10 protein-coding genes and 1 pseudogene are annotated in these 13,295 nt (G+C 42.9%); 4 read left to right on the top strand and 7 right to left on the bottom strand.

Annotated elements, in window-relative coordinates:
• Positions 1 to 147: 147 nt before the first annotated feature.
• A pseudogene (locus tag MHN33_RS07295) lies at positions 148 to 258 on the top strand (IS481 family transposase); the annotation flags it as partial.
• Positions 259 to 389: 131 nt separating this feature from the next.
• Here the strand turns inward: MHN33_RS07295 and MHN33_RS07290 are convergent.
• The 4 genes from MHN33_RS07290 to cysS all read right to left on the bottom strand — a co-directional run bounded on the left by MHN33_RS07290 (position 390) and on the right by cysS (position 7,834).
• Positions 390 to 902 carry a hypothetical protein gene (locus tag MHN33_RS07290; RefSeq protein WP_239397334.1) on the bottom strand — a complete coding sequence of 171 codons (513 nt, stop codon included), beginning with the start codon at positions 900 to 902 and terminating at the stop codon, positions 390 to 392.
• The gene (locus MHN33_RS07285) at positions 902 to 5,467 is read right to left on the bottom strand and encodes an RHS repeat-associated core domain-containing protein (RefSeq protein ID WP_239397333.1); all 4,566 of its coding nucleotides are present in this window, start codon (positions 5,465 to 5,467) and stop codon (positions 902 to 904) included. Before MHN33_RS07285 ends, MHN33_RS07290 begins: the two co-directional genes overlap by 1 nt.
• Before the next feature lie 3 nt (positions 5,468 to 5,470).
• Complete coding sequence (locus tag MHN33_RS07280; protein ID WP_239397332.1) at positions 5,471 to 5,917, bottom strand: hypothetical protein; 447 nt, start codon at positions 5,915 to 5,917, stop codon at positions 5,471 to 5,473.
• 537 nt (positions 5,918 to 6,454) lie between these two features.
• Positions 6,455 to 7,834 carry a cysteine--tRNA ligase gene (cysS, locus tag MHN33_RS07275; protein WP_239397331.1) on the bottom strand — a complete coding sequence of 460 codons (1,380 nt, stop codon included), beginning with the start codon at positions 7,832 to 7,834 and terminating at the stop codon, positions 6,455 to 6,457.
• Between the two features lie 206 nt (positions 7,835 to 8,040).
• Here cysS and MHN33_RS07270 point away from each other — a divergent pair, with 206 nt between their 5' ends.
• Positions 8,041 to 8,535 carry a peptidylprolyl isomerase gene (locus tag MHN33_RS07270; RefSeq protein WP_239397330.1) on the top strand — a complete coding sequence of 165 codons (495 nt, stop codon included), beginning with the start codon at positions 8,041 to 8,043 and terminating at the stop codon, positions 8,533 to 8,535.
• Between the two features lie 83 nt (positions 8,536 to 8,618).
• Entirely contained in the window at positions 8,619 to 9,341 is a 723-nt protein-coding gene (locus MHN33_RS07265; RefSeq protein ID WP_239397329.1) for a UDP-2,3-diacylglucosamine diphosphatase, read from the top strand.
• 10 nt (positions 9,342 to 9,351) lie between these two features.
• On the opposite strand, the gene miaE is transcribed toward MHN33_RS07265, so the two are convergent.
• Positions 9,352 to 10,143 carry a tRNA isopentenyl-2-thiomethyl-A-37 hydroxylase MiaE gene (gene miaE / locus MHN33_RS07260; RefSeq protein WP_239397328.1) on the bottom strand — a complete coding sequence of 264 codons (792 nt, stop codon included), beginning with the start codon at positions 10,141 to 10,143 and terminating at the stop codon, positions 9,352 to 9,354.
• Positions 10,144 to 10,484: 341 nt separating this feature from the next.
• Between miaE and MHN33_RS07255 the strand changes: the two genes are divergently transcribed.
• On the top strand, positions 10,485 to 11,084 hold the full coding sequence (locus MHN33_RS07255) for a Yip1 family protein (protein WP_239397327.1): 600 nt from the start codon (positions 10,485 to 10,487) through the stop codon (positions 11,082 to 11,084).
• Between the two features lie 120 nt (positions 11,085 to 11,204).
• Here MHN33_RS07255 and purF read toward each other — a convergent pair whose 3' ends face one another.
• Positions 11,205 to 12,731: an amidophosphoribosyltransferase gene (purF, locus tag MHN33_RS07250; RefSeq protein WP_239397326.1), complete on the bottom strand. Its 1,527-nt coding sequence runs from the start codon at positions 12,729 to 12,731 to the stop codon at positions 11,205 to 11,207.
• Positions 12,732 to 12,749: 18 nt separating this feature from the next.
• On the bottom strand, positions 12,750 to 13,244 hold the full coding sequence (locus tag MHN33_RS07245) for a CvpA family protein (RefSeq protein WP_239397325.1): 495 nt from the start codon (positions 13,242 to 13,244) through the stop codon (positions 12,750 to 12,752).
• Positions 13,245 to 13,295: the final 51 nt, after the last annotated feature.

The following is a 13,295-nucleotide window of genomic DNA, read 5'->3' as shown; positions in this document are numbered from 1 at the left end:
CACATTTATAGCGGACTGGACCAAACATCAGGCATGGCAAAGCGGGTAAAATAACGAACGAGATAACGAAAATGCGCTATCTCGCAGGCCTTCTCGGCTTGACATCGCTGGAGCGTCCATATATGTCGCTTGTTTCCGCTTGTTTCCTACAATAATGACCGAACTCATCAAGGTAAAAAATGCTGCGGTAGAACGTCGCTTGAAACATTATTAGATGGGAAATCGATTTGGGTTGAAAAGAATATAGCCCAAATCTAGGCTGACAGTCACCGATTGAAAAACGGGTAACTGTCAGGTCAAGCCTGAGCTAGTACAACAGAGAGTGTGATTACGTCAAAATCGCTTGGTACTTATACCTTCAGTATCCCTTGGTAATCGCACTAATTCAGTTAATCCTCTTTGAGAAGGGAGTCCTTCAATTCGTCGAAATCTTCCTTGTATATTTCTAACTGACCACTCTCATATCTCCGAATAAACTCTTGCTTCCAATCTAAATGACCGTAAACCTTTCGACATAACTCTTCTAGCATTTCTTTTTTTACGCCTACAATAAAATAGTCGTCTGGGTGATAGATCCCAAGCCAATTAAATTTATCCCCTGTCGTATAAAATCCTTCGTAGACAAGATTAGAAGCTTGAAACTTATCTACATCATGCCAGCTAATTTCCTTTTGAACCAATAAATCAGGAATTTTATCATTCACATCTACAAACGCCTTAAATACAATCTCACAATTACCGAGCCGTTCATTCATCTCAAAAATAGCTTTATATAAAGCTTCGTGGATCAATTCATCATTCAAAGATGGAAACACCGCATATTCCACCTCACTTTGAAATGGGTAATCAGGAAGACTTCTCCAATTCCCTAAACATTGCTCTATTCTTGATAGGTAATTCATCAGTTTCTCCCTGAATTTGGTTCTCTAAATTTGATAGGTTTTTTCACATTAGGCTTCTTAATATTTAATGTCTTTCTACCATTATCTTTACTAGAACTGTGAACATGCGCTGTGGTTCCGTCTTCCGCTGTTTTGATTGGCGATCCGTCAGATGCTTCAACTGTTTCCCCGGGGAAGCTGTCAAATGCCTCATCCACTGTCGTTCCATCAGTAATGGTTCTGATTTTGTTCTTTCCACTATTGGCATCTGGCTCCGATCTGCCTTTTAAATCTTCAACAAAATCATCAGCATCACTCGACTCATTAAATACTGTTATTGGGTTAACAGCGTTGTCTATCACTGCACCAGTGATAAAGCCACCAATCACAATCCCAAGCTGTATACCAGCTCCTACTGCACACCCTGCTGGCCCCCCTACGCACAGCGCCATAGAGCTTCGACCATCAGGATCAGTATACTTGTAAGGGTTATTGTTCGCATAAGCATATCTGTTAAACCCATGTATACCGTTTGGAGTTTTGAAATGCCCAAGCGTACCAACAGGATCATTCGAATAGAAACGACCTATGACTGGATCATAGTATCGTGCCTGCATATAGCTCAACTCAGTATCCGTATCAAACTTATGTCCCGCATATCCAATGTCATCTTTTGGCGACTTAATTGCTTCCCCAAAAGGCCTGTAGTACTGGCGGCTTTGTGAAGCTGACTGCGGTGAAACATCTCCATACTTGGCGATTAATTTATCACCTAAGTAAATATAGTTAGTGCCGTTCCCCGTAAAGCCATGTTTTTCTCGGTATAAGAGCTTTCCATCAAAGCCATACATGGAGTAATAAACACCATCCTCGCTCGTTTTCTTTACACGACGATTATGTCCATCATATAAGTATATATTCCCCTGAGCAGACTCCAATTGATTTGCATGATTAAAAGCCAGCTCATACCTTCCATTGTGATTTATATTCCCTCTGCTATCATATTGAATATTTTGATAGCCTTTCTCAGAACCCAATCCGAAAACACTAGTAAGTCGATTATTTTCATAAGAGTATCTCAAATCACGATCTTTACTAGCATAAGAAACAATATTACCTAAAGAGTCATAGCTTATAATACTGTCACCGATACCGGTTCCACCGCTTATTTGCTTTAACCTGTCCAGTCCATCGTAAGCAATGGCTTCCAAACTAAATCGGCTATCATAATTATCAATTAATGAAGTAATATTATTATTATTGTCATAATCATAGCTTAGGCTAACCAGCTTTTCTCCATTTCTAAGATCCTGTATTTGGCTTGTTCTGTATGTCTCAGCTTCTACAGTTGTTGTGTGCACAACTCCATTACCATACTCGAAAGTATGAATAGCACCATTTGCATGATATTGAGCATTTTTAGCATAGGTTACAGAAGAGTTTGCTGCTTTGGTAGCACCTCCAAAACCATTAGGGGAAAAATCTACATAAGTACCATCAGGGTAAGAAATACTTTTCTGATAGCCCATATTATTATAATCATAGTCGATTTGTAGCGTACCATCCCCTGCAATAGTTAACGTCTCATCCTCGAGCAAATTTAAACTATTATAATTATAGGAATGCGTTACTTTACCAGCACTTAATGTTAGCAAATTTCCATTGTTATCCCTAATATATTCTACATCAATATCACTTCCAGGGTAGTTTATTTTATTTAGTTCTCCAAGATTGTCATATTCATAGTAATTGCTATTTGATGGTGCGTTCTTTAAACAACTCGTGTTCGTCACACCTTTTTTGCTCCATACCTTTTCCCCAAGGATATTATACCCAAACATAGTGTTACCTACATCAGCCCGTCTTACTAAACATAGATTTTTTACATCATCATAATCTCTATGCTCAGTAAATGACTTATTATTACCATATTGAGTAATCTCCCTTACAAGGTTGTATATATCAACATCAAATTCAGTTACAACATTTTCAGGAGAATTAATTTTTACTGCAATATCAAAGCTTGGCTCTCCGTATGCTCTATATGTGGTTGTTGTTACATTCCCTTCCGCATCTGAGGTTTTAATTCTATTACCTGACAGATAATAGTATTGAATAGAACCTTTACCGGTTGTGGCAACTTTTGTTACCCTACCAAGGCCATTAAAATCAAAGTAGCTACCTCTAGCACTTCCTTTTGAAATATCAGTTTGGGAAACTTCGTCACTTTTATAGTATATGGACTGGAACTTTTTCTGCCCCCTATAGTTAAAGGCGTAATAGCTAAACCTAGTATCATCATCATTCGCATTATCTGTTTCTTTTTTCTTTATTAAGCGAAGCAGTGGATCATAATACTCAGTAGTTGTGAATTTAGCTCCTTCTCCACAAACCTCTCTTGAACTATTTAGCAGGCAACGAGTCACTGTCCTAATAAGACTATCTGAATCCCAACTATAATGTGTATCTAACCATTTCAATGCGTTAGATTCATTTGTTAAATCAATAGCTATTAAACGACCAACCTTATCGTATCTGAAGTGTTTTTCTATACCATTTAAATCTATTTCTTTAGTTAACCACCCGTTATTATCTATGGTTTTTGACGAACTAATTTCGCCTGTTCCATATCTAGAAGCCACTTTTGTTATCTGAGGATTACCACGCTTATAACCACTGTATTCAATATATCTATTACCACTCCCTTTGATTCTAGCAAGATTAAATTCAACTCGCTTTAAATTACCATCATTGTGATATGAAAACGTTTTTTGATGTTGGGAATAGTGATATATCTTATGTGGTAAAAGTTGATTGTTGGCGTTTGAAAATTCCTTGTAAACAACACTTGAAACTTGATTAAAAGCACTTCCATCAGAACTAATAGACATTGACTCTTCTTGATTTAAATTCCAGTTAACCAAATCATTAAAACGCTTAAATTTAGTTGACTTTAAAATATCGTTAAAGGAATTGTATTCTACAGTCTCATAGTGCAGCCCGAAGCTATAATTAGAGAGAGCTGGGTTATCATGGTATCTAAACTCCTTGGTATAAGAATCCCCTGATTCATACACTACGGTTTTATACTTGATTTTTTCGTGTCCATGTTCAACGTCATGCCGCGTCCAGCTATTATAGCTATTTATTGGGTATGATATCTTTTTCCCTTTTTTATAATGCGCCACAGTTCTTCTTACTGGTGAACTGCTAGCAGAGTTTTTGACCTCATGGCTAGCTAGTAAGCCTTCTCGAAAATCAGTAGTTCTATAGAAATTAAAAATCTCAACAGAGCCGTCCGGACGTAAAATCGAACGTTTCTTTGTAAGGGAGAGGCTATTTACAGTCCTAAATGCACCAAAGTCTTCATCATAATCATAAACCCATTCATGTAATTTTTGCTCACCTCTAAGTATAGACTTTTTCACAACAGCATCTGAAGTCGTGGATAGCGAAAGCCATGTGGCTGTGGTCTGATATGTTGCAGAGCCATCATTTAGAACTTGCGTTGGTTTTTTACCACAACTATTTGCAACAAAGGCGGCTTCATATACATTATTGGCAACCATAGAATTTGGAATGACACGACCATTTACAATTCCATTTATATTATATTTGATAGTTGTTCCATTAGGGTTGCGTACACTCGCAACATATGGCTTTGCAACCATACAAGCGCCTTTTTGCTCTCTTTCAACCGAACGCGCAGGGATATTGCTATACTGCCAATAGGTTAAATCAGGGAGAGTAACTTTCAAATCGTCATCTGCGGTAGCAGCATATACCCATTTTCTACCATTAGTTTCTGCAGAGGTTAGAATAGCGGTTGTATTGGATTCATTTTTTGTATACGTCAGTTCAATTTTTCGACCATCACTGGCTTCGATTTTATCTACTTGAGCCAACATTTCTTTACCACTATAGTTATAAGTGACTGAATTTCCGAATCTATCTTCTATTCTTGTTGCAGCAATAACACCGCGTCCTCTATCATCAGGGTCATGAACTTGATAATCAAAATAATATTTATGACCTCTGGGTGACTTAGCAGTAAATGTCACTACCCCTTCATTTACATGCTTTTTGAGAACCCAGTGATCATCGGTCGTATATTCATAACCATATTGCTCATCTAAATTACCTGATTCAACCCACTTTAGTGGCTTCTGTGCTTCTCCAGGTACTAAAATACTTAAACCTGTCCATCCATTAAATCGAGTAGGACCTCTTTTAATAGGTGGTATATCACCATCATCCACGACACCCGCGACCATTGGCACATCCAAATACCAGCCAAGTCGCTTCAATCCACCTATTCTGCTTCTGGCATGGAACATTATGTTTCCGGCTCTGCGCCCAAACTGAACAGGTAATGTGGAGTTGCCAGGAATATTTATATCCATCACATAAAAAGATAAGCTCCCATCGTTTAGGCTAATATTTTCTCCAGTGCTTTCACTATAAAATTTTAAACCTTCATCTACATTTTGACTCTTTATAACTTTAATAATAGAGCTGTCATCACTAGAATGAGTGAATAAAGAGCTCAGTGATAAAAATAAACATACAATAACCCTTAACACCATAACTTACTGCTCCATAGATTCTGAAACAGGACTCCCTAACAAGTCCGTATGTATAAAAATTACCTTTTTTTCAATAGCATAACTATATGAAAATTCACCTGAGTTATTACAAGATGTGTAGTTACACGCTATAATTCTGAATTGATAGTAAAAAGAGAAGTTTTCAGGAACTTCAAACCTCGTACCAAAAATTATCTCCTTATCTATCCATACGCCATTTTTATCGAGAACTTGGATCAGGTATTTACTAGCGTGCTGTACGTCATCCCATGATATGAGCTTTTTCCCACTCAAATTGGTTACCCGTATATTCTTTGGAGCATGAAACTTATCTTTTGGAATGTATGGAATTACAAAAGATATTTGCCCAGTACGAATGGGGATCCATGTCGTACTGGCCTTTGCAGCGCAACTAAATAGCAATGCAAAAAGGAGTACTTTTTTTCTCATATTTTGTCCTAGTTTATGTTGATGTAAAGTTATCTAAAGAAATACAACGAACTCACACTCAATTCAATAGCTGTCTTGTCCGCTTTTTCTGGTTAAATAATACAGACTATATCACTAGTTGATTGTAAATCATGCAGATATTTTTTACCCATGGGCTGGTTAAAGTGAATAATTTTGTAGCAATCAGCATTCTTGAATATAAAAAGCCAAACATTAGGTTTGGGCATGATGCTTCAAGAAATTTCCTGAAAAATGATGTAAATTAACCGGAAGTGATATGCAGCTATTCGGAAAAACTGTTCGAGAATCGATTTAATACCATTAAGATTCAGCACACGTAAAATGCGTTCTGCCCAGTATTGGCTATAGAATATGAATTGAGCTTATTTTTGGTCAACCGTCATTAACTGTGCCAGAGAAAGCCTGCTAGTTTTGCTCTCACACAGAACTAGGGAACAACACTAAATTTTTAGACGAAAAAAGGCATATACAAAATGCATATGCCTTTTTTAGTGCGCAGTTAAGCGCGAATAGAGGTTAAGCTTTACGCCAGGTGGTTTTACCGGCGCTGTCTTCCAGTACCACGCCCATAGCTGTTAAGGCATCACGGGCAGCATCGGCTGCGGCCCAGTCTTTATTCTCACGGGCAGTTTTACGCTGCTCGATCAGGGCTTCAATTTTTGCCACTTCGTCTTCGTCCTGGTCACCATGCAAAAAGGCTTCCGGATCTTGCTGGGCAATGCCCAGTACTTCTGCCAGCTTCACCAGAATAAAGGCATGTTCGCCCGCCGCATTGGCATCTGAGTCTTTCAGCAGGTTAACTTCTTTGGCCAGTTCAAAAATCACAGGCAACGCTTCCGGGGTGTTGAAGTCATCGTTCATGGCCGCTTCAAAACGTGCCACAAATGGGTTGCCCGCCAGTTTCGTTTCGACCAGTTCAACACCCCGCAGAGCCGTGTAAATACGCTCTAGTGACGAACGTGCCTGCTCCAGGTTTTCCTGTGAGTAGTTCAGCTGACTGCGGTAATGGCCGTTGATCAGGAAATAACGCACGGTTTCGCGATCGTAGGCCTTAAGTACTTCGCGTACCGTAAAGAAATTGCCTAAAGATTTAGACATCTTCTCTTTATTGACCTGCACCATGCCGGTGTGGATCCAGGTATTGACGTAACGACCATTATTGGCACAGCATGACTGGGCAATTTCGTTTTCATGATGCGGGAATTGTAAGTCTGAGCCACCACCGTGAATATCGAAAAACTCACCCAGGTGCTTAGAGCTCATCGCGCTACACTCAATGTGCCAGCCCGGACGGCCTTCACCCCAGGGTGATGCCCAGCTCGGCTCGCCCGCTTTGGCCTTTTTCCACAACACAAAATCGAGCGGATCGTCTTTGCCTTCAGCCACTTCAACCCGTGCACCTGCCTGAAGCATATCCAGGTCCTGCTGAGACAACTGGCCATATGCTTCAAAAGTCGAAACGTCGAACAAAACATCGCCATTTTTTGCCACATAGGCATGGCCTTTTGCAATCAGACGTTCGATCATGGCAATGATCTCACCCATATGACCCGTTACGGTCGGCTCGATGTCCGCAGGCAGAATGTTCAGTGCATCGAAGTCTTCGTGCATAGCTTTGGTCATACGCACTGTCAGGGCATCAATCTCTTCATTATTCTCTGCGGCACGCTTTATGATTTTATCATCCACATCCGTGATGTTACGCACATAAGTGACCTGATAGCCCAGGTGGCGCAGGTAACGGTTCAATACATCAAAAGAGACATAAGTACGGGCATGGCCTACATGGCAGAAGTCATAGATAGTGATACCACACACGTACATGTCTACTTTGCCTTCCACAAGCGGTTTAAACTCGGTCTTTTGACGTGTTAGTGTGTTGTAGATCTGCAACATGTAGCTTTATTCCTAAAATTTATCCAAATTCCCTGCAATCATATCATTTGCACCGCTTTGGCTCTATAAAAAATCCTGCTCATAACGGATGAAAAAGTAACAGTTAGTTGACAATTTCAGCGCTTACCCACTATGGGACTTTGTAGTTATCAATTTGTGCTATAAAATAGGCTCCTAATATGAAACATGTAAATCAAGGACCTATTATGGTTGTTTTACAAACAAACTTTGGCGATATCAAAATTAACCTGTTTGCTGACAAAGCACCGGCAACGGTTGAGAACTTTTTGAAGTACGTTGAATCTGGCTTTTACAACGGCACTATTTTCCACCGTGTGATTGACGGCTTCATGGTTCAGGGTGGCGGTTTCGAGCCTGGCATGAACCAAAAAGAAGTCGGTGCGCCAGTTAAAAACGAAGCCAATAATGGTGTTGCCAATAAAACAGGCACGCTGGCAATGGCACGTACACCCGATCCACATTCTGCCACTGCACAGTTCTTTATCAATGTGAACGACAACGACTTTTTGAACTTCAGCAGCGAAACCGCACAAGGCTGGGGTTACTGTGTATTCGGCGAAGTCGCAGAAGGCATGGACATCGTAAACAATATCAAGGGCGTTGCAACCGGTTCCGCTGGTTTCCACCAGGATGTACCACTGGAAGACGTTGTGATTGAAAAAGCCTTCTTAGCTGAATAAGCGACGGCTTTGAATGACGGGACGCGTACAATTTGTATACGTCCCTCTGCTCCTTGTCCCCACCCTAATCTGAAGTTGTCTCCATGCGCAAAAGCTATTTTATTTCTGATCTGCATTTAACCGAGCATCGCCCCGATATCACCGCTGCTTTTTATCACTTTCTCGAGCAGCATATGCAAGATGATGTGGATGCCCTATATATCCTGGGAGACTTTTTTGAAGTCTGGATTGGTGATGACGAAGGTAACCCGTTGGCACTGGAAATAGCAACCAAACTGCGCGCCATTTGTGAGCGCGGTATTAAATTGTTCTTTATTCATGGCAATCGAGATTTTCTGATTGGCCAGCGTTACGCTGAACTGAGCGGCATGACCTTATTACCAGAGCAAGCCGTGATCGATCTGTACGGTACGCCAACCGTTATTCTACATGGTGACGAAATGTGTACTCAGGATGAGGTCTATCAGAAGTTTCGTAAGAAAAGCCGTGGCTGGTGGTGGCCAAGGCTGATGCTGTCTATGCCGCTGTGGTATCGCCGCCGGGTGGCACGCAATGCCAGAGAAAAAAGCAAACAAAGCCAGATGGGCAAAGCCCCTGAAATTTTAGATGTGACCGAAGAAGCCGTGCTGGAGATGTTCACCCGTCACCAGGTCAAGAACATGATCCATGGTCATACACATCGTCCGAATGTCCATCACTATAACGACAAAACACGTACCGTGTTGGGCGACTGGTATAGCCAGAGCTCTTACCTGGTGGCCACTGAGCAAGGCCAAACCCTCACTCAGCACCCTTTTTCAGGCTAAGCCTTTCAACTCATACAACTTGCTGCGGCGCACCACTGTGGAATTTAAAGTCGCTGTCTGGCGTTAAGATCAGGTCATTCTCGATGGTTTTAAACTCGGCTACGCGTGTTGCGATGTCGAATCGCTGTGGATCGGTGGCATCGGCCACCTGCTGGGCCAATTCCAGGTAGTCCTGATAATGACGTGCTTCAGAGCGCAGCAGCGAGACATAAAAGCGACCAATGTCCGGCTCAAGATGCGGGGCCAGTTTAGCAAAGCGCTCACAAGAGCGGGCCTCGATAAACGCACCTATGATCAGCTTATCAATCAGCGCTGCCGGCTCAAAGGTGCGCACATGCTTGATCATCCCAGAGGCATAGCGAGAGGCATTCAGGCTCTGAACCCTTAATCCCTTTTCATTAATGATATCCAGCACTTGCTCAAAATGGTGTAGCTCTTCTTTGATTAATCGTACCATTTTGTCCAGTATGTCCTGGTTATAGGCATACTCGGGCTTGGCGGTTAGGCTGCCAATCAGTTCGTTCTTGCTGGCACTAAACTGCCCATCGCCAATTCTACGATAGACAAAGTCCTCATAGGGTTTTATCCAGCCAAGCAAGGTCTGCGCCGAGGCATTGTCTACTGCGTATTTACGGATCAAAAATGCCGCGCTTTGGGCTGCTTTAAGCTCACAATGCATATGGTCAACCAGCAGGGCTTGCAGATGCTCAGGCTTCTTCGCTTCGTCGATCCAGCTGTCGGGGGTTTCACAACCCAGAAACTGATAAATGGGTGTCAGCAGGTCGGCATACTTCTCTAACATGTTTCAGATAATCATTCGTAAAAATTGCCCCTATTCTACCACACGCGTGCCATGTGGCACTATGAACGCCAGCGAGTTGCCAAAAGTTTGTGCCAGATCAACGATGCGGAGATTTCGAATTTGTTCCTTGACAAAAATTAACCAATCTTTCATAAATAGAATGACGTTGTATAGATTTCATACTTACCGGCGTCGCCAGTGGCCCCGTTTTTATGGTGATTACGCAGGTTAGCTACATCAATTCATGATGTTACTGAGCTGTTATATAAGACAAGGAATGCACCTGTAATCATCGGGCAATCTGGACACGTCAGACAACTATCTTTTTTGAGGGGCTCGTTATGATATTAAATCATTTGTGGGGCTTATACGCCCATCCAATCGAAGAGTGGCAAACCATAGACAATCGCCACGAAAGCGCTACGTACAGTTTATCGCACATTGCTTTAATAGCCCTGATCCCAAGTTTAATGGGCTACTATTCATCTGTTTATCTGGGCTGGAAAATAGGCACTGGTGACTCGGTCTTTCTCACTCATAACAGTGCTATGCTGATTGGCATTGCCATGTACTTTGCACTGATCATCGGCGTGTTTGCGCTGTCTTATTTGTCTCACTGGATGGCCGTAACATTCGGTGCTAAGCCAACCTATACGCAAACACTGGAGCTGTCGGCTTATACTGCAACACCTGTGTTTATGTCGGCCTTTGCCGCCTTCTACCCGGAATTGTGGTTTGTGGTCTCGGTGGGGCTGGTTGCACTGGCTTACTCCGTTTATCTGCTTTATACCGGTGTCCCCATCCTGATGCACATTCCGGAAGAGCGTGGCTTTATTTACGCCAGCTCTGTAGTCACGTGTGGCCTGGTATTACTGGTGATAATTTTGGCTGCAACAGCTATCTTGTGGACGAACGGCATAATCAGTCCTACATTTACCTAGGGAGCGCGCTTATGCCCCTCACTGGTGCATAGGTTAGCTCGCTTCCTTTGCTTTTATCCTATAGAAATCTAACAAAAAGGGCCGCATTCGCGGCCCTTTTTTTATTCAATTCACACCAGGTTATTCACCCTCGCCGGTTTCCTGGTTATGCAGCTCCAGGCTCGCCGACATCGCTTTCTCACGTGTCGATTTTGCCGAATCATTACGCAGTGCATCAATACGATTCAGATAGTCCTGATTGACGTCACCGGTAATGTACTGGCCATCAAACACTGACGTTTCAAAACGGCTGATCTCTGGGTTTTCAAGGGCAACCGCATCTTTCAGATCCGAGATAGACTGATAGATGAGACCATCTGAGCCAATGCTGGCGTTGATATCATCCACATCACGACCGTGGGCGATTAGCTCCGCTGCCGATGGCATGTCGATACCATAGACGTTTGGAAAACGGACTTCAGGTGCGGCTGAAGCAAAGTACACGTTTTTAGCACCCGCGTCACGCGCCATTTCAACGATCTGCGCAGACGTGGTACCCCGTACGATTGAGTCATCAACCAGCAGGACATTTTTACCAGCAAACTCTCTGTCAATCGCATTCAGCTTACGACGTACCGACTTCTTCCGTTGTTCCTGGCCTGGCATAATGAAGGTACGGCCAATATAGCGGTTCTTCACAAACCCCTGGCGGTAAGGCAGTTCCAGTACAGAGGCGATTTCCAGCGCAATATCACAAGATGTCTCAGGGATTGGGATCACCACATCAATGTCCTTGTCGGCCCATTCACGCTTGATCTTCTCGCCCAGCTTAGTGCCCATATTCACACGGGTGGCATAAACTGACATGTTGTCAATATTTGAGTCCGGGCGTGCAAAATAGACAAATTCAAAAATACACGGTGCGTGCATCGTTTTGTCAGCACAGATCTGCGAGTAAAACTGACCGTCTTCGGTGACATAGATGGCTTCACCCGGGGCAACATCACGCACGAATTCAAAGCCGTCGATAGACAGTGCCACACTTTCGGATGCGAACATGTACTCAACGCCACGTTCCGTTTCGCGCTTACCAAATACCAGCGGACGAATACCATGTGGGTCACGAAAAGCCAGAATACCATGACCGATGATCATTGCGATAGTCGCATAACCACCTGACACTTGCTGGTTAACCTCACTGATGGCTTTGAACATATCCGCCGCGTCCAGCTTCATTTTATCGTTACGACCTAGCTCATAGGCCAGGATGTTCAGCAGTATTTCCGAGTCGGACGTCGTATTAACGTGACGACGCGCTTTGGTGAACAGACGTTCTTTCAGCTCTTCCGCATTGGTTAAATTGCCGTTATGCGCCATGGCAATACCAAACGGTGAATTAACATAAAAAGGCTGCGCTTCTGCTGAACTGGAGGAGCCTGCAGTAGGATAACGAACATGACCTATGCCAATGTTACCCTGCAGACGCTTCATATGACGGGTGTGAAACACGTCTTTCACCAGGCCATTGGCCTTGCGTAAGCTAAACGTATTGTTGTCAATGGTAATGATGCCGGCTGCATCTTGGCCACGGTGTTGCAAAACAGTTAAGCCGTCATAAATCGCCTGATTAACAGGAGATGTTCCGACTATCCCAACGATACCACACATTAAAAATTTCCTCGCCGATTAACGGTTTGCTGAATTCAAAAAGCTTGAGTTATGCTCTAGATAGGAAAAAAACCACTCTATTACAAAGCCAAATTCAGGGATTACTTGGGATGCCTGCCACCACGATGTCTCGGGGGCTTTGGTGAAGGCATCCAGGAAAAACAACGTGGCGCTAACGACCAGCACGCCCCGCATTGCACCGAACACAATGCCAACAAGGCGATCGGTGCCAGATAACCCCGTACGCTGTACAAGTTCACCTAAGATATAATTGACAAACCCACCTAACACAAGTGTCGCAACGAAAAGTATGGCGATTGCGGCGGCATTTCTTAAAAGGGGTTCTGAAATGAAGGTCAGGAAGGTTGCAAGGTATTGGTAGAATAAGCTGGATATGAAAAAGGCACCGATCCAAACCACGAGTGACATGGTTTCTTTTACAAAACCTCTCATCAGGCCAAACACTGTCGAGATACCGACAATTGCAAAGATGGCGTAATCAACCCAGATCATATAAACCAATAAGTCGTTAATTTGGGGCGCATTCTATAAGACACGACCGTC

The sequence above is a fragment of the Pseudoalteromonas sp. OOF1S-7 genome, from assembly GCF_022347765.1.
Lineage (GTDB): Bacteria > Pseudomonadota > Gammaproteobacteria > Enterobacterales > Alteromonadaceae > Pseudoalteromonas.
Note: the sequence above shows the minus strand (reverse complement) of the source record. Positions and strands in the feature narration are given on the sequence as shown.

Coding starts and splice junctions, on each gene's coding strand:
- MHN33_RS07245 (WP_239397325.1), bottom strand. CDS start 13,244: ATGATCTGGGTTGATTACGCCATCTTTGCAATTGTCGGTATCTCGACA.
- MHN33_RS07285 (WP_239397333.1), bottom strand. CDS start 5,467: ATGGTGTTAAGGGTTATTGTATGTTTATTTTTATCACTGAGCTCTTTA.
- MHN33_RS07255 (WP_239397327.1), top strand. CDS start 10,485: ATGATATTAAATCATTTGTGGGGCTTATACGCCCATCCAATCGAAGAG.
- MHN33_RS07280 (WP_239397332.1), bottom strand. CDS start 5,917: ATGAGAAAAAAAGTACTCCTTTTTGCATTGCTATTTAGTTGCGCTGCA.
- cysS (WP_239397331.1), bottom strand. CDS start 7,834: ATGTTGCAGATCTACAACACACTAACACGTCAAAAGACCGAGTTTAAA.
- MHN33_RS07265 (WP_239397329.1), top strand. CDS start 8,619: ATGCGCAAAAGCTATTTTATTTCTGATCTGCATTTAACCGAGCATCGC.
- MHN33_RS07290 (WP_239397334.1), bottom strand. CDS start 902: ATGAATTACCTATCAAGAATAGAGCAATGTTTAGGGAATTGGAGAAGT.
- purF (WP_239397326.1), bottom strand. CDS start 12,731: ATGTGTGGTATCGTTGGGATAGTCGGAACATCTCCTGTTAATCAGGCG.
- MHN33_RS07270 (WP_239397330.1), top strand. CDS start 8,041: ATGGTTGTTTTACAAACAAACTTTGGCGATATCAAAATTAACCTGTTT.
- miaE (WP_239397328.1), bottom strand. CDS start 10,143: ATGTTAGAGAAGTATGCCGACCTGCTGACACCCATTTATCAGTTTCTG.